The sequence below is a fragment of the Amycolatopsis sp. WAC 01416 genome, from assembly GCF_003947485.1.
GTDB lineage: Bacteria > Actinomycetota > Actinomycetes > Mycobacteriales > Pseudonocardiaceae > Amycolatopsis.
The window spans coordinates 672,868-688,415 of record NZ_QHHX01000002.1 but is presented as its reverse complement, the minus strand read 5'-3'; the positions used below and the strand labels follow the sequence as shown (position 1 = coordinate 688,415).

Genomic DNA, 15,548 nt, shown 5'->3' with positions numbered 1-15,548 from the left:
GGCAACCGCTTATTTCCCTCGTTTGCCCCCTTTCCGGCCCTTCGGTACCCCCGAACGGCCCCATGATCCTGTAACGCAAGTCACACGGTTGTGAGTAAACCTGGTTTAACTTTGGGTAATCCTCACTGGACAACGGCCACATCGCCGTCGCCCGATCGGCCGAGAGCGCCGTCAGATCTTGCTGTCCGGGGTGCCGCTTCGTTACTGTCCCGGGGTCCCCATTACAGTCAGATCACGAATGAGAGCACCGAACGAACCACCCCCGAGGTCGTTCACCGGGTTCCCCCGCCCGGGCTCTTGATCCGACTCCCCGAACATGGAAGGCCCCGTCTTGGCTTCACACCGCTCCCCCGGCGGCCAAGCTCCTTCCCCGGCGCTCGAGAACGCACTCGATGGTGCGGTCGTTCGCGTCCGGGGCTCGCACCGCCTGTCGCCCCCGTCCTCGGCCCTTCGCGGTCGTGTCGTGGTCGCAGCCGTCGCTGCCGGCGCCTTCGCGGCCGCCGCTGCCGGGCAGACCCTGAAGTCCGTTTCGGAATCCTCCGACGCCGCCGTCACCCCCCTGGCCAGCACCCAGGACGCGAGCGCCTCGTTCGCCCTCGGCGGTGGAGCCGGTGGTGGCGCCCCCGAACTGCTGCCGACGAGCCAGTCGACGAACGCCTCCGCCGAAGCCCAGAAGCTTTCGGAGAACAACAGCATCACCCAGGCCCGCGTCAAGCGTGAGGCCGAAGCGGCCCGCAAGGCCGAAGAAGAGGCCAAGCGGCCCAAGACCTGCATGCCGACCAAGGGCTCCTTCACCTCGGGCTTCGGCGCCCGGTGGGGTACGAGCCACCTCGGCATCGACCTCGCGGCCCCGATCGGCACGCCGATCGTCGCGGCTTCCGACGGCACGGTCATCGAGGCCGGCCCCGCCAGCGGTTTCGGTCTCTGGGTCAAGGTCCAGCTCGCCGACGGCACCGTCCACGTCTACGGCCACATGAACTCGTTCTCCGTCCGCGAAGGCCAGAAGGTCAAGTGCGGCGAGGAGATCGCCGAGGTCGGCAACCGTGGCCAGAGCACCGGCCCGCACCTGCACTTCGAGGTGTGGCAGAACGGCACGAAGAAGATCGACCCGCGCCCGTGGCTCGCCGCCCGTGGCGTGAGCGTCGGCTGACCGGAATTCCTTCCCCTTCACCACACCGGTGACACCGCCCGCGGCAAGGGCGCGCCGGGCAACGACGCTCTGGCGCGCCTTCAGGGCCTCCGCTTCCCCTTTCGAGGACACCGGTTTCAAGGACACCGGGAAGCGTCGCAGGCCATCGGGCCCGGAGCATGTGTGGTCTTTCGGGCTCTCAAAGCCCTCAAGCGACGCCGTCGGGCAGCTTTCGGACGAAGTACCCCACAGCGATCTGCCATACCGTGCAGAGACCGGCCGGGCGCCGTGCGAGCGGCCGCCATCCGGCGAAAAGTCCCCGGGAAAGAGTTCGGTACCCGGCTGGCCGCGGCCCGAACAGCCATCGCCGCGCGTGCCCGCATACGACACACCGTCCGGCCCCGTCCGGTTCGTGCGTCCGCAGTAACGCGCGCCAAGCCGCGACCAGCCTGAGCACTTCCGGCGGTTCCGGACCCCGATCCGTCCCCGCCCCTTCTTCAACACCCCGCAAGTACTCGAGTACCCCACTCGAGAGAACCCCAAACAAGACCCCGTCCACACCGTGCGCCCCCTCCTCCTGAACGGGGCACACCGGCACTTCCAGCCTACCCCAGCGCATCGAACTCGTGTTCGATGGCACAGGTATACGGGAGGGGTCCGACAGTTTTCGTACGCGGTGAAGAAACCGCAGGTCAGAGCTAGAGTTTGACCATCGGGACACTGCCGATGAGCATCAGCCGGACCTTGCCCGCGGCGCCGAAGTCGATCGTCGCCGTGGCACGCGGGCCCACACCGTCGCAGGCGATGACGGTCCCCAGCCCGTACTTGTCGTGACTGACCCGGTCGCCGATGTCGAGTTTGAGCGCGACGGTTTCCTTCCAGCCCTTGCCGAACGGACTCGTGCCCGTCGACCTCGACGGCGAGGCGCCACCGCCACCGCGGCTGCCCCAGGTCGTCGCGGCGCGCGGCGAACCACCCGACGAACCGAAACCACCGGAGGACGAGGAAGGCGCGAGCCTGCGCCAATCGACCAGCTCGGCGGGGAGCTCATCGAGGAACCGCGAAGCCGGGTTCATCTGCGGCTGGCCCCACGCGGAGCGCACCATCGAACGGGAGACGTAAAGCCTCTTCCTCGCCCGCGTGATCGCGACGTAGGCGAGCCGGCGCTCCTCGGCCAGTTCCGTCGGGTCACCGAGCGCACGCATATGCGGGAAGATTCCGTCTTCCCAGCCCGTGCCGAAGACGACCGGGTATTCGAGACCCTTCGCGGTGTGCACGGTCATCAGCGTGACCACGCCCGCGTCGTGCCCGTCACCGTCATCGCCACCGTCGGCCGCGGGGATCGAATCCGCGTCGGCCACCAGCGAAACGCGCTCCAGGAACGCGGGCAGCGAGCCCGGCTCCGGCACTCCGGGGTCCACGGCCTCGATTTCGGGGAGTTCACCATCCGGACCGGCGACCTCGGCGGTGAACTCGGTGAATTCCCGCGCCACGGTGACGAGTTCCGTCAGGTTCTCCACCCGCGACGCGTCCTGCGGGTCGTCGGACTCTTCGAGTTCCGCGCGGTAGCCCGTGCGTTCCAGGACCGCTTCGAGGATGTCGGCGACTTCGGCGCCGCTCTCGACGACCTCGCCGAGTTCGTCCATCAACTCGACGAAACCGGTGATCGCCTTGGCGGAGCGCGGGTTCAGCAGCGGCACCTCGCCGTTGACGGCGCCGCGCAGCGCCTGCGCGAACGAGATGCGCTCGCGCTCGGCATACGTCGCGATGACCGCTTCGGCGCGGTCGCCGATGCCGCGTTTGGGAACGTTGAGGATCCGGCGCAGGCTGACCGTGTCCTCCGGGTTCGCCAGCACCCGCAGGTACGCGAGCATGTCGCGGACTTCGCGCCGTTCGTAGAACCGCACGCCGCCGACGACCTTGTACGGCAGGCCGAGGCGGATGAAGATCTCTTCGAAGACACGCGACTGGTTGTTGGTGCGATAGAAGACCGCGACGTCGGAGTAGTCCGCTTCGCCCTTGTCCGCCAGCGCGTCGATCTCGCCCGCGACGAACGCCGCTTCGTCGTGCTCGTTGTCCGCGACGTAGCCGACGATCTTCTCGCCGTCACCGGAATCGGTCCACAGCCGCTTCGCGCGCCTGTTCGGGTTTCGCGCGATGACCGCGTTCGCCGCGTTCAGGATCGTCTGGGTCGAGCGGTAGTTCTGCTCCAGCAACACCGTCCGCGCGTTCGGGAAGTCGCGTTCGAATTCCTCGATGTTGCGGATGGTCGCCCCGCGGAAGGCGTAGATCGACTGGTCCGCGTCACCCACGACGCACAGTTCGGCGGGCTCGATCCCGGCCTCGTTCGCCTCGGTGCCGACCAGTTCGCGGATCAGCGTGTACTGCGCGTGGTTCGTGTCCTGGTACTCGTCGACCAGCACGTGCCGGAACCGCCGCCGGTAGTACTCGGCGACGTCCGGATACGTCTGCAGGAGTTCGACCGTCCGCATGATGAGGTCGTCGAAGTCGAAGGCGTTGGCCTGGTTCAGCCGCCGCTGGTACTCGACGTAGACCTCGGCGACGCGGCGTTCGAGGTCGTTGCCCGCGTCGGCGACCGCCGTCTCCGGAACGATCAGCTCGTTCTTGAGGTTCGAGATGTGCACGGCCAGCGTGCGCGCCGCGTACCGCTTCGGGTCGATGTCGAGATCGCGGGCGACAAGGGTGATGAGCCGCTTCGTGTCGTCCGAGTCGTAGATCGAGAAACTCGACGACATCTCCAGCGTTTTGGCCTCACGCCGCAGGATCCGCACGCACATGGAGTGGAACGTCGACACCCACATGGCGTTCGCGCGGCGGCCGACGAGGTCGCTCACCCGCTCCCGCATCTCCGCGGCCGCCTTGTTGGTGAACGTGATCGCCATGACCTGGCCGGGGTGCACGTCCCGTTCGGCCAGCAGGTACGCGATCCGGCGGGTCAGCACCCGGGTCTTGCCGGAACCCGCGCCCGCGACGACCAGCAGCGGCGAGCCCGCGTGGGTCACGGCTTCGCGCTGTGCCGGGTTCAGGTCGTCGAGCAGGTCCGCGTGCCGGGGCTTGGCCGGACCGTCCGCTGGGAGATCGAAGAGGGTGTTCATCGCCGGTCCACGCTACAGCGCCGGGCGTAGGCGGTGTTGCCGCCTGCCGTCCGACGCGCGGACGGTGTTCGCGGCGGAGGATCGGATGCCATGGACACCAACGGAATCCCCTCCCGGCTCAGGGCCGCCGACACCGACCGGGAGCGGGTCGTCTCGCTCATCCAGGCCGCCGGCGGCGAAGGCCGTCTCACCCTCGAAGAAGTAGAAGAGCGGCTCGGCACTGTGTATTCCACCAAGTACACAGACGAACTCTCCGTGCTCACGGCCGATCTGCCGAAACCCGTGCCGAAGCGGCGCCCTGTCGTCTTCGGGCATCCGGCGGTGCGGGCCCACCTCGCGGTCGCCGTCGTGCTTTCGGTGCTGCTGATCGTCCGCTGGACGGCTTCGGGGGTGCCGTTCTTCTGGCCGGCGATGCCGATGTTCTGGCTGGCCATGAGCGTGCTCGTGCACGCCCGCGTCCGCGGAGCGCGCCGCCGCTTCGAGCGGGAGGACGGTTTCGCTGTGGCATAATGATCGGCATGCGGCACGTGACGCGATTTTTTTACGGGACCCGGACTCCGGCTCCCGTGATCGCATAGTGCCGAAATGCCATCACCCGAAGCCCCGGAGTCCACGGACCCCGGGGCTTTACGCTGTTCCGGGGGCCAGCAGGGAATCCGGACCGAAGAAAGGTCCCGATGAACACCACACAGAAGCCGGACGCCGAAGAACCCATCGCCACGGCCGAAGAGATCGGTGAGCTCCGCAAGGAGATCGACTGGCTCGACGGCGAGATCCTGCGGCTGGTCAAACGCCGCGTCGAAGTCTCCAAGACGATCGGTGCGGCCAGGATGGCCGCGGGCGGCACCAGGATCGTCTACAACCGTGAGATGGACGTCCTGGCGCGCTACCGGGAACTCGGGCCGGAGGGACGGCAGCTGGCGATGGCGCTGCTGAATCTGGGCCGGGGCAGGCTGGGGCGCTGAAGGGGACTTTCCCCGCGTCTCACGTGGCGAAAGCACCCTTCGCCGCATGGCACGCGGCGAAGGCGTCCTTCGCCGGGGCAGACGGTGGGACGGGCCGTGACGCCCTGCGAGAGTGTCGGCCACGCGTGACTGGACGGACGCCAGGCGTGACTGGATGGACGGCACGCGTGACTGGACGGACGACTCGGCGCGGAACCCGGCCGGTGAGTGATGCGGACGTCGGCCTCACGTCACGATCTCGTGCCGTGAGGCGAAACTCAGGGTGTTCCCCGAGCCACGACGACGCGGGACAGGGCAAACTGGACACATGATTAACCTCATCGCCGTGATCATCGCGATCGCCGGTGTCCTGGCGACATTGGGCCATCTCGGTTACCTAGCCATGCTGAACAACGCGGCGGGTAAGCGCGCGGGCGGCACGCCCATCGCCCAGTACGTCAAGACACGCTGGCCGATCGCAGCGGGTACCACCGCGGCCTCGCTTTTCGCCTGGTTGCTCACCAGTGGGGGAACGACGCTCGACATCATCGCCATTTTGCTTGCAGCGGGTAGCGGGATCACCGCCACCAAAGCCCTGCAATCGACCCAGCAGAAGTACCGCAGCGGCAACTGAGCGGCTCCACCAGCACTGATAGCACTGCGTAACGTCACCGAGGCCCGTTCGGCCGCGCCCGACCGAGTGAAACATCTGCAACTTGCAGAGTGGGTGAAGACTTGCGCGTGTCGAACTTTTAGTGTGGATCCCGTGAGGACCCTTGCGTCTGGGTCGGGCGATGCCCGTATGACGCGCGGGGGCGATGGCCCCGCGCGTCCACAGTCGCATGCGCGTGCATTTGCTCACGAGAGTGCCCGGGAGTCTGCAAGCGAGGGATCCCGTGAAAGCGCTGCTCCGTTCGGCTTAACCGGTGTCACATCGCCGTCAGGGACGGCCCGCGAGGGGGTCGCTCGGACATGAACGGCTGGGCGGAACACCAAGGACGGGACGGCGCCACGCACGCGGGCCGCCACCGGGCGGGCGGTACCGAGAGCTGGACCCCACCCGTGCCGCCGAGGCGGCAGCGCCCTACCGGGCACGGGCATCACGCACAGCGTGAGTTCGCCCCGCCCTCCACCGGTTCCCTGCCGCTGCCGCCACCGCGGAACAGGAGGGCGCCGAGCCCCGGCTACGCCCCATCGAGCGGCCGTCTGCCGCTCCCCCAGCCCGCTCGCGAGGTCCCCGTAGAACACCCGGCACGCCCGGCCCGCGTCGAGGTCTCGTTCACCGAACCGGTTCGGCCCTCCGCCGAGGAACGGCGCGCGAAGGCCGCCCAGCGCACGAAGGTGACGCTGACCGCCCCCGCTCCCCGCCGTCCCGAGCCGGTGGAGATCGACGATCACGACGGTGACACCGATGACGTCCGCGTCTACCTCGCCCCACCTGTCGACGGCCTCAGCACCTTCGACCTCGGCTCGGTGCCCGCCTCGGTGACCCCGCCCAAGACCTGGCGCAAGGCCGCCTGGTTCGCGGCGGCGGCGTCCGCGCTGGTCGTCGTCGGCCTGCTCTTCGCCGGTTCGTTCCTGGTCGGCAAACCTCTCCCGGAACAGCAGAGCCAAGGCGGCTGGCCCGGATACCGCGGTGGCAGCCCGCTGACGCAGGAAGGCCTCGCCGGCAACCCGGCCACGCCGCCGCAGGGCGGTGCGGCGGGCAACCCGTCCAGCTCCGAGTCCGATTCCTCCACCAGGGACGACCGCAGTTCCGCCAACTCCGGTACCTCGTCGGACAACGACGGCTCCGGCAGCAGCGAATCCCAGCCGGATTCGGGCGGGCCGGTCACGTCCGGGCGGCCCGCGCCGTCGTCGAGCGACCGGCCGCAGAAGCCGCCGGTCATGCCCGCGGACCGCACCACCACAACGTCTCCCTGGTACGCGTCACAACCGGACGCGGAGACGATGGGCGACAACACCGAAATCTTCCTCAACAACGTCACCACCGATCCCAATGAGGCCTCTTCGGTGACCTCCGGCAGCCTGAGTGAAGAAGGCGCGCAGGGTCTTCGTGAGCGCTACGCGGACGTCGCCTACTTCGAGGTGAAGAAGGTCAGCATCGACCAGCGCCGCGGCGTCACGGTCAACACCGTCGAGGTCACCCACAAAGACGGAACGAAGACCATGGAGCAGCGCACACTGACCTTCGGTGACGACGACAAGATCGTCGACGACGGCATGTAGCCGTCCGCGCACGTGCAGGTGTCTGTTCCCCTGCACGTGCGGTGCGTTGAGCGGTCGTCCCTGGTCCGGGTGGGTGACCTAAGCTGCCGTTCGTCGTATGGCGACGGCATTCCGGCGATAGAGCCTGGCCGCGAACCGTCCGCACAGGGTTACCTGACGACTGCAGGGTCCGCACCGTTCAGAAGACGGCCGCGCGGACCAGAGGCGTCGGCCGAACGGCCCAGCGCCTGCCCCGGACCAGAGCGAGGAATTTCGTGCTTGATCGACAGCGCATACGGCGTGAGGACGCCGTACGTGTCGAGGACGTCATCCCGGAAGAGATCCTGAACGACACCCGTGTGGACCGCGAGTTCCTCGAGCAGGTCTTCCGCGAGCCGCAGAAGTTCGTTCCCGCCCGCACCCGTGAAGAGCCGTCGCCGCGGCCCGAGCCCGAAGAGGACGAGCCGGAAAGCCGCGCCGCCCGGCGCACCCAGGTGGCCGGGCTGGTGGCCGCCGGACTGCTGGTCGCGGGCGCCGTCGTCACCGCGGGCGTGCTCGCGGGCGCCCAGCCTCAAGGCACGGCGCCCGGCGCCGCCGCACCCGAGGTGGTGAGCGGGGCCGCCGCGCTCGGCGGGCTCGCCGTGCCGGACTCCACGGAGCCGCAGCGGAAGCAGGAGACGCCGACGTCCGCGGGCACCAGCACGACGCCGCAGCCGTCTTCGGGTACCGCCTCGGGCTCGCTCACGCAACAGGGTTCGGCGTCCAGCAGCGCCAGTTCGCAGCCGGTCTCCAAACCGGCCGCGGTCACCACGGCCGAGGGCAAGCTCGACGCGGTCCGGAAGTTCTACCAGACCGTCGACGCCGATCCCTACGGTGCGATGTCGCTGCTCACGCCGGTATTGGCCGAGTCCGAAATGGGCAGGCTGGTCGAGGCGTGGAGCGCCATGGACGCCATCCAGATCCAGGATCTCCGTGAGCAGGCCGACGGCACCATCCTCGCCGTGGTGACCATGCGCAACGCGGACGGCGGCATGGTTCGGGTCACGCAGGTGCTGGAATTCGCCGACGAAACGACCGGTCTGATCACCGACGCGCGGCTGCTGTCCGCGCAGCACATGTGACGGACACCCCGCGTGTAACGGCTCTCCACCCAGTGCGATCAGAGTGTGCCGCGTGTGTGTGCGCAGAGTGAGCGCCTAGCCTTGTCACGAGTCGGTCTCGGAAAAGCCGGCACACAGACCACTACATGTGCATACGCTCCAACGCTGTGGCGTGCTGAAGGCCGCACCGCGTGCGCGGACGACTCCGCGACGTGAAGACGGAGCCCAAAGGGAGGTCGCGTGAGCGACGAGGGTCGCCTGGTCGCCGGTCGATATCGCATCGCCGGGCGGATCGGCACGGGCGCTATGGGGGCCGTGTGGCAAGCGCACGACGAGGTACTCGGCCGCACGGTGGCGATCAAGCAGTTGCTGCTGCAACCCGGTCTTGAGGCTCACGACGCCGAAGACGCCCGCCAGCGGACGATGCGCGAGGGGCGGATCGCCGCCAGGCTGCACCACCCGAACGCCATCTCGGTGTTCGACGTCGTCACCGACGACAACGGCCAGCCGTGCCTGATCATGGAGTACCTGAACTCCACCAGCCTCGCCCAGGTGCTGCAGGAGGAGCGGACGCTGCCGCCGACGGAGGTGGCCAGGATCGGCGCGCAGGTCGCGGCGGCGCTGACCGAGGCGCACGCGGTCGGCATCGTGCACCGGGACATCAAACCCGGCAACATCCTGCTGGCGCCCAACGGCACCGTGAAGATCACCGACTTCGGCATCTCGCGGGCCAAGGACGACGTCACGGTCACGAAGACCGGGATGATCGCCGGAACCCCCGCCTATCTGGCGCCCGAGGTGGCCATCGGCGGCGATCCCGGCCCGGAATCCGACGTCTTCTCTCTCGGCTCGACGCTCTACGCGGCCTGCGAAGGCCAGCCGCCGTTCGGCCTCAGCGAGAACACGCTGAGCCTGCTGCACGCGGTCGCGGCCGGCCAGATCATCCCGCCGCGTCAGTCCGGCCCGCTCGCCAGCGTGCTGGCCGTGCTGCTGCACCCGGAGGTGCGACACCGGCCCACCGCCGAAGAGTGCGAAGAACTCCTCGCCGCTGTCGCCCGGGGTGAAACGCCGCTGGGCGGTCCCGCGGACGAGACCGTGCTCTCCGCCCCGATCGCGGGGGCGCTCGCCGGCGCGGGCGTGACCCAGGCGCTCGACAGCGAAGCGGCCGGTCATTCGGGCTCGCTCCTCGACGAGCAGGCCGCGGCGGGTTCGTACTACGACGAAGACGACTACCACCAGCCGCCCGCGTCGGGTTACCCGGAAGACGACTACGACGGGTACGACAACTACGACGAGACGGCGTTGCTCGCCGAACGCGGCCACCCCGGCGGCGGCCCGGCGCCCACCCGCGCCGTCCCGATCCCCGCGAGCTACGACGACGATCCCTACGACGACGATTACGACGACCCGCCCCCGCCGCCGCCCACCCGCGCGCAGACCAGCCCGGTGGACGAGGACGACGAGAAGCCGGGCGCGTGGAAGAAACCCGCGATCATCGGCGGTGTCGTGGTGGTGGCGCTGGCCGCGCTGGGGTTCTGGCTGCTGAGCCCGAACAACCCGGAGACGCCCGCCCAGGTCGGGAACTCGTCGACGAAGCCGACTCCTTCGGCGACGTCATCGGCTCCCGAGACGACGGAAACGCCGACGGAGACGCAATCGGCCGAGCCGCCCAAGGAGACTCCGACCTCGTCGAAGAAGACGTCGAGCAAGGCGAGTCAGACTCAGGAACCGGATCCGCCGACGCCGACGAAGACACCGACCAAAACGACGCCGACGAAGACAACGACTCCGACTACACCGACAACTCCGACTAACACGGAGACGCCGACATCGACCCCGGCTGGCACGTGATCCGAGGATTGCATTGAGTTCTGAAGGTTCCATCGTCGGCGGCCGGTACCGCCTGGACCAGCCCATCGGGCGCGGCCGGGCGGGCATCGTGTGGCTGGCGTTCGACACACGTCTGCTGCGCACGGTCGCGATGAAGCGCATGTACCTGCCCGTCGGCCTGCCGCCGGACCGGGCGGAGCAGGCCAAGGCCGTCGTCGTCCAAGAAGGCAAGGACGCGGCCAAGTTCGAGCACGCGACCGCCATCAAGGTGTACGACGTGCTGCCCGACGGGGCGGACGTGTGGCTGGTGATGGAGTACATCCCGTCCCGCGGGATGGCGACGTTCCTCGCCGAGCACGGCAGGCTGACCGCGGAACAGGCTGCCGGGCTGGGCATCGTGCTCGGCCGCGCGCTGGCCGCGATGCACGAGGCCGGGGTGGTGCACCGGACCGTCGAACCGGGCACGGTCCTGCTGGCCGACGACGGCGGCGTGAAGCTCACCGACATCGGCATCACCGGTGGCGGACCGAGCCCGGCGTACCGGGCGCCCGAGGTGGCGCGCGGCGAGCCGGCGACTTCGGCGTCCGACGTGTTCTCGCTGGGCGCGACGCTGTACACGGCCGTCGAGGGGGTGCCGCCGTTCGGTGAGGACGGTGAATCCTCGGAACGGCCGCCCCAGACCGCGGGCCCGCTGGCAGGCGCGCTGCGCAAGATGCTGCGGGCCGAACCGGATTCGCGGCCGACGATGGCCGACACGGTCCGCTCGCTGAGCGCGATCACCGAGGGCAGGCAGACGGCGTTCATCCCGCCGACCGCGCCCGCCATGCCGACGGTTCCGGCCTCGATGCCGATGCCGATGAATCAGGCCCCGCAGCAGCAGCCGGTTCCGCAGTTCCCCCAACACCAGCCGCAGCAGTATCAGCCGCCGCAGCCGCAGTACACGCCGTCGGCGCAGCAGTACGCGCCCGCCGCACCGGCCGCGGCGAAGTCGCCCGACACCCGGAAGTGGCTGATCGTGGCGGGTGCCGTCGTGGCGGCGATCCTCATCGGTGTGCTGTTCGCGGAACTGTTCCTGATTTAAAGCCGCTCTCGGACCAGCGTCGCCAATTCCACCGGACGGCTGAGGTACGGGCTGTGACTCGCCCGCCAGGTCACCGTCGTTTCGCAGCGCGCGGCGCAGTGAGCCACCAGTTCCGGCGCGAGCGCCCGGTCTTCGGTGCAGGCGATGTACGTGGTCGGGGTGTCCTTCCACGCCGAGCCTTCCGGCGACTCGTCGAAGATCGTGACCGGTTCCGGGCGCAGCAACGCGGTGGCGCGCTCGACGACGGCGTCCGTGCAGTCGGCGTACATGGCCTCGCGGACGGCCGCGAGGTCGAGATGGGTGAGGCCCGCGTCGTCGAAGGTCAAGGGCACCTGATCCGGTTCGCGGCCGGTTTCCTCCTTGATCCGCTCGACCCAGGACTGGGCGGTTTCCCCTGGCTCGCTGACGATCGCGGCCAGGAAGATCAGGTGTGAGACCCCCTGAAGCCCGCTCGCGGTGAGCCCGCCGAAGGAGTGCGCGAGCACCACCGGAGGCTCGGCCGCGCGGTCGACGAGTTCCTGGACGGTCCGGGTGGTTTCGGCGATCGGACGCCCGCCGAGGTCGGGGACGGTGACGTCGGCGCCTTCCCGGCGCAGGCGTTCGACGACGTCGTCGAAATGGGCGGGCTGGCGCCAAGAGCCGTGCAGGACGATCAGGGGACGCACCGGGATCCTTTCGCTGGCGGGTTCCCTGCCAGGTTGTCGACCGCCGGTGCGGCTGTTCAAGCTCAGCCGGTTTTCGTGCCCACTCGGCCAGTCCCGCTTACCTGTCCGGCCCCTTCGCGGATCGCGCTGAGGAACCGTCGCACCGCGGGGTGATCCCTGGCGTGCGCGGCCACGGCCGCGTGGATGGACCGGACCGGATCCGGACGACGGACCTTGCGGATGGCGACGCCGGGGTGCGGGGCGCCGAGGCCGAGCTCCGGGATCAGCGCGACGCCGAGCCCGGCGGCCACGAACCCTTGTGCCGTCTGGTAATCCTCGGATTCGACGACGTGGTTCGGGGCGAATCCCGCTGCACCGCAGGCGTCGAGCAGGATGTCTCGGCAGGCGCCGGGGAGACCGTCGACGCCGACCCACGGATCCTCCGCGAGTTCGCCGAGATCGAGGACGCGTTTGCGGGCGAGCCGGTGGTTCTTCGGCAGGATCGCGCGGTACGGGTCGTCGAGGAGGTGGATGTACTCGACACCTTTGACCCGGGGGGTGCTGCTGGGGAGCACGATCATCGCGACGTCGGCCTTGCCCGACTCGATCTCGGGCATCGAATCGTCGGGCTCGACCAGTTTCAGGTCGAGACGGACACCCGGGAAGTCCCGGCGCAGCGCGGCGACGGCCAACGGCACCAGCGAGGCACCCGCCGTCGCGAAGTAGCGGATCGCGAGCCTGCCCGTGCGGCCTTCCTTGAGTTCGCTGAGCGCGGCTTCGGCCTTGGCGAGCTGCGTGCTCAGCGTTTCCGCGTGTTCGGACAGCAGCGAACCGGCGGGCGTCGGGCGCACGCCGCGGCCGACGCGCTCGAGCAGTTCGACCCCCGCTTCCCTTTCCAGGGTGGACAACTGCTGGCTGATCGCGGATGGTGTGTAGCCGAGGTTCCTGGCGGCGGCGGTGATCGAACCACTGCTGATCACGGCTCGGAGGACCTGCATGCGGCGGACGTCCAGCATGGCCCGATCTTACAGTTCTTCTTAAGCCTCCCTGCAGTTATTTTCGCTTGTCCTTACGCGTCGGCGCGGCGAAGCTGAGCCAGGCACTAAGGAGGACTGGGGTGGGCGAGACGAAGACCCTGCTGCGGATCGGCGCGCTGGCGCTCATGTGGGGATCGAGTTTCTTCTGGATCAAACTGGGGCTCGGCGCTTTCTCGCCGGTGCAGCTGGTGCTGGCGCGGGTGGCGCTCGGCGCGGCGGTGCTGATCGGGCTCTGCTACCTCGGCCGGGACCGGCTGCCGTCCGGACGGCGGATCTGGGGACATCTGGCCGTCGCGGCGTTCTTCCACAACGCGCTGCCGTTCCTGCTGTTCGCGTGGGGTGAGCTGACCGTCGACTCCGGGATCACCGGGGTGCTGAACTCGACGACACCCCTGTGGGTGCTGCTGGCCGCGCCGATGATGGGCGCGCGGACGAAGATGACCGCACTGCGGGTCGCCGGGCTGGTCGTCGGCCTCACCGGCATCCTGCTGATCTTCGCGCCGTGGGAGGCCTCCGGCCTGGTCAGCTGGGGTGCGCTGGCTTGCCTCGCGGCGGCCGCGAGCTACGGGTTCGCGTTCGTCTACGAGGGCAAGTACCTCACCGGAACCGGCGACTCGCCGCTCGCGCTGGCAGGCGGGCAGATGCTGCTGGCGACCGGGTTCATGCTGCTCGCCATGCCGATGGGCGGTTTCGAACCGGTGCACCTGAGCACCGGCGCGATCGTCGCGGTCGTGATCCTGGGCATCGGGTCGACCGGGATCGCGTTCGCGCTGAACTACCAGCTCCTCGCGAGCGAGGGCGCCGTCGCGGCGTCGATCGTCGGATACCTGCTGCCGGTGGTGTCGGTGCTGCTGGGGGCCGTGTTCCTGGCCGAGCCGCTGAACTTCCGGGTGATCGCCGGGATGGTCGTCGTGCTGGGCGGGGTCGCGCTGACCCGGCTCCGGCCGAAGGAGCAAGGGACCTTTGCTACCACTCCGCAGGTCGAGCGCCCTCTCGCCGCCGATAAGGTCGCGCCATGACGGACACGACGACCCTGTGGCGCCCGACCGGGCCCGTCGAGCTCGACCTCGTCCGCGAGTCGGGCTGGCGCGAGTGGCCACCGCGACTGCCGGAGCAGCCGATCTTCTACCCGGTGCTGAACGAGGACTACGCGATCAAGATCGCCCGTGACTGGAACGTGCGATACGACGGCGCGGGCTTCGTGACGCGGTTCGAGGTCGAGACCTCGTTCGTCGAGCGGTACCCCGTCCAGCAGGCCGGCGGGAAGACCATCCTCGAGCTGTGGGTCCCGGCCGAGGACCTCGCCGAGTTCAACACGCACATCGTGGGGAAGATCGAAGTGACCCACGAATTCCACTGATCGCGTTTAGCCCGCTAAAGGCGACGCGACCGCGACGACGAGCAGGGCGGCCATGACCAGCTCCACCCAGAAATAGAGCCAGCTCGGATAGAACCGCTCCGGTCGTTCCGCGAACCGCGCGACCAGCCGCCCGAAGGCCATCCCGACGAGTGCGACGGCCACCGCGATCGCGGCACCCCGCTGGATCCCGCCGACGTCGAAAGCCGCGAACCCGAGCAGCACCGCGACAGCCACACCGAAGCCGCCGTACACCGCGCGCACTTCGGTCCGCGCCGTCGCCGACTCCAGCGTGATGCCGAACGGCCGGATGAGCCGCCCCGGCGCGGCGAGCCCGAGCAGCCCCATGCCGAGGAAGAACACGGCCACCAGGCCGATGAGGACAGGCGCCACCTAGACGAGACGCCGGTCGGAAGCCCAGCGCGAAAGCTCGTACCGGTTCGAAAGCTGCGTCTTCCGCAGCACGCTCGACACGTGCGTCTCGACGGTCTTCACCGAGATGAACAGCTCCGACGCGATCTCCTTGTACGCGTACCCGCGCGCGAGCAGCCGCAGCACGTCGCGCTCCCGCGGCGTCAGCAGGTCGAGGTCCGGGTCGCTGATCGGCGCGGAACCCGGCCGGTCGGCGAAGGCGTCGAGCACGAAGCCCGCCAGCCGCGGCGAGAACACCGCGTCACCGTCCGAGACCCGCACGACGGCGCGCACGAGTTCCTTCGACGAGATCGTCTTCGTGACGTACCCCCGCGCCCCCGCGCGGATCACGGCGATCACGTCCTCCGCGGCGTCGGAGACCGACAGCGCGAGGAACACGACGTCCGGCAGTTCCGGCCGGATCCGGCGCAGGACTTCGGCGCCGCCACCGTCGGGCATGTGCACGTCGAGCAGGACGACCTGCGGCTTGGTCCGGGCGATGCCCGCGACCGCCTCGGCCACCGAGCCCGCCTCACCGACCACGCGGACGTCGTCGGTGATCGAATCCAGTTCGGTGCGCACTCCGGCGCGGAAGAGCGCGTGGTCGTCGACGAGGAAGACCTTGACCGGCTCCCGCGTTTGCTGGTTCTCCGTCACGATGCTCCCTCGCTCGCCCTGTCCCGTGAGCATA

The 15,548-nt window shown here is 69.1% G+C and carries 15 protein-coding genes; 10 read left to right on the top strand and 5 right to left on the bottom strand.

Going from position 1 to position 15,548, the window contains the following annotated elements; translation table 11 throughout:
• Nucleotides 1-463: 463 nt before the first annotated feature.
• Nucleotides 464-1,150 carry a M23 family metallopeptidase gene (locus DL990_RS07640; RefSeq protein ID WP_125788899.1) on the top strand — a complete coding sequence of 229 codons (687 nt, stop codon included), beginning with the start codon at nucleotides 464-466 and terminating at the stop codon, nucleotides 1,148-1,150.
• A gap of 677 nt (nucleotides 1,151-1,827) precedes the next feature.
• On the opposite strand, the gene pcrA is transcribed toward DL990_RS07640, so the two are convergent.
• A complete protein-coding gene (gene pcrA, locus DL990_RS07635; protein WP_125798244.1) occupies nucleotides 1,828-4,245 on the bottom strand; it encodes a DNA helicase PcrA in 2,418 nt (805 codons plus the stop codon).
• 90 nt (nucleotides 4,246-4,335) lie between these two features.
• Between pcrA and DL990_RS07630 the strand changes: the two genes are divergently transcribed.
• From DL990_RS07630 to DL990_RS07600, 7 genes are all read left to right on the top strand, one after another.
• Nucleotides 4,336-4,755 carry a DUF1707 domain-containing protein gene (locus DL990_RS07630; RefSeq protein WP_125798243.1) on the top strand — a complete coding sequence of 140 codons (420 nt, stop codon included), beginning with the start codon at nucleotides 4,336-4,338 and terminating at the stop codon, nucleotides 4,753-4,755.
• Nucleotides 4,756-4,922: 167 nt separating this feature from the next.
• Nucleotides 4,923-5,210 carry a chorismate mutase gene (locus tag DL990_RS07625; RefSeq protein ID WP_125788896.1) on the top strand — a complete coding sequence of 96 codons (288 nt, stop codon included), beginning with the start codon at nucleotides 4,923-4,925 and terminating at the stop codon, nucleotides 5,208-5,210.
• 307 nt (nucleotides 5,211-5,517) lie between these two features.
• On the top strand, nucleotides 5,518-5,823 hold the full coding sequence (locus tag DL990_RS07620; protein WP_125788895.1) for a hypothetical protein: 306 nt from the start codon (nucleotides 5,518-5,520) through the stop codon (nucleotides 5,821-5,823).
• Nucleotides 5,824-6,161: 338 nt separating this feature from the next.
• Complete coding sequence (locus DL990_RS07615) at nucleotides 6,162-7,418, top strand: hypothetical protein (RefSeq protein WP_233620416.1); 1,257 nt, start codon at nucleotides 6,162-6,164, stop codon at nucleotides 7,416-7,418.
• A gap of 254 nt (nucleotides 7,419-7,672) precedes the next feature.
• Entirely contained in the window at nucleotides 7,673-8,518 is an 846-nt protein-coding gene (locus tag DL990_RS07610) for a hypothetical protein (RefSeq protein WP_125798242.1), read from the top strand.
• A 219-nt stretch (nucleotides 8,519-8,737) separates the two neighbouring features.
• The gene (locus tag DL990_RS07605) at nucleotides 8,738-10,348 is read left to right on the top strand and encodes a serine/threonine-protein kinase (protein WP_125798241.1); all 1,611 of its coding nucleotides are present in this window, start codon (nucleotides 8,738-8,740) and stop codon (nucleotides 10,346-10,348) included.
• Between the two features lie 13 nt (nucleotides 10,349-10,361).
• Nucleotides 10,362-11,408, top strand: coding sequence for a serine/threonine-protein kinase (locus tag DL990_RS07600; RefSeq protein ID WP_125798240.1), 1,047 nt, complete (start codon nucleotides 10,362-10,364; stop codon nucleotides 11,406-11,408).
• Here the strand turns inward: DL990_RS07600 and DL990_RS07595 are convergent.
• Both DL990_RS07595 and DL990_RS07590 read right to left on the bottom strand, forming a co-directional pair.
• Nucleotides 11,405-12,073 carry an alpha/beta fold hydrolase gene (locus DL990_RS07595; RefSeq protein WP_125798239.1) on the bottom strand — a complete coding sequence of 223 codons (669 nt, stop codon included), beginning with the start codon at nucleotides 12,071-12,073 and terminating at the stop codon, nucleotides 11,405-11,407. The genes DL990_RS07600 and DL990_RS07595 overlap by 4 nt on opposite strands.
• 62 nt (nucleotides 12,074-12,135) lie before the next feature.
• A complete protein-coding gene (locus DL990_RS07590) occupies nucleotides 12,136-13,068 on the bottom strand; it encodes a LysR family transcriptional regulator (protein WP_125788890.1) in 933 nt (310 codons plus the stop codon).
• A gap of 101 nt (nucleotides 13,069-13,169) precedes the next feature.
• On the opposite strand from DL990_RS07590, the gene DL990_RS07585 reads away from it, so the two are divergent.
• Together DL990_RS07585 and DL990_RS07580 are read left to right on the top strand one after the other, a co-directional pair.
• The gene (locus DL990_RS07585; protein ID WP_125798238.1) at nucleotides 13,170-14,108 is read left to right on the top strand and encodes a DMT family transporter; all 939 of its coding nucleotides are present in this window, start codon (nucleotides 13,170-13,172) and stop codon (nucleotides 14,106-14,108) included.
• The gene (locus DL990_RS07580) at nucleotides 14,105-14,449 is read left to right on the top strand and encodes a hypothetical protein (RefSeq protein WP_125788888.1); all 345 of its coding nucleotides are present in this window, start codon (nucleotides 14,105-14,107) and stop codon (nucleotides 14,447-14,449) included. Before DL990_RS07585 ends, DL990_RS07580 begins: the two co-directional genes overlap by 4 nt.
• Before the next feature lie 6 nt (nucleotides 14,450-14,455).
• Here the strand turns inward: DL990_RS07580 and DL990_RS07575 are convergent, their stop codons facing one another.
• On the bottom strand, nucleotides 14,456-14,839 hold the full coding sequence (locus DL990_RS07575) for a DUF4345 domain-containing protein (RefSeq protein WP_125788887.1): 384 nt from the start codon (nucleotides 14,837-14,839) through the stop codon (nucleotides 14,456-14,458).
• Nucleotides 14,840-15,547: a response regulator transcription factor gene (locus tag DL990_RS07570; RefSeq protein WP_125680018.1), complete on the bottom strand. Its 708-nt coding sequence runs from the start codon at nucleotides 15,545-15,547 to the stop codon at nucleotides 14,840-14,842.
• Nucleotide 15,548 lies beyond the last annotated feature (1 nt).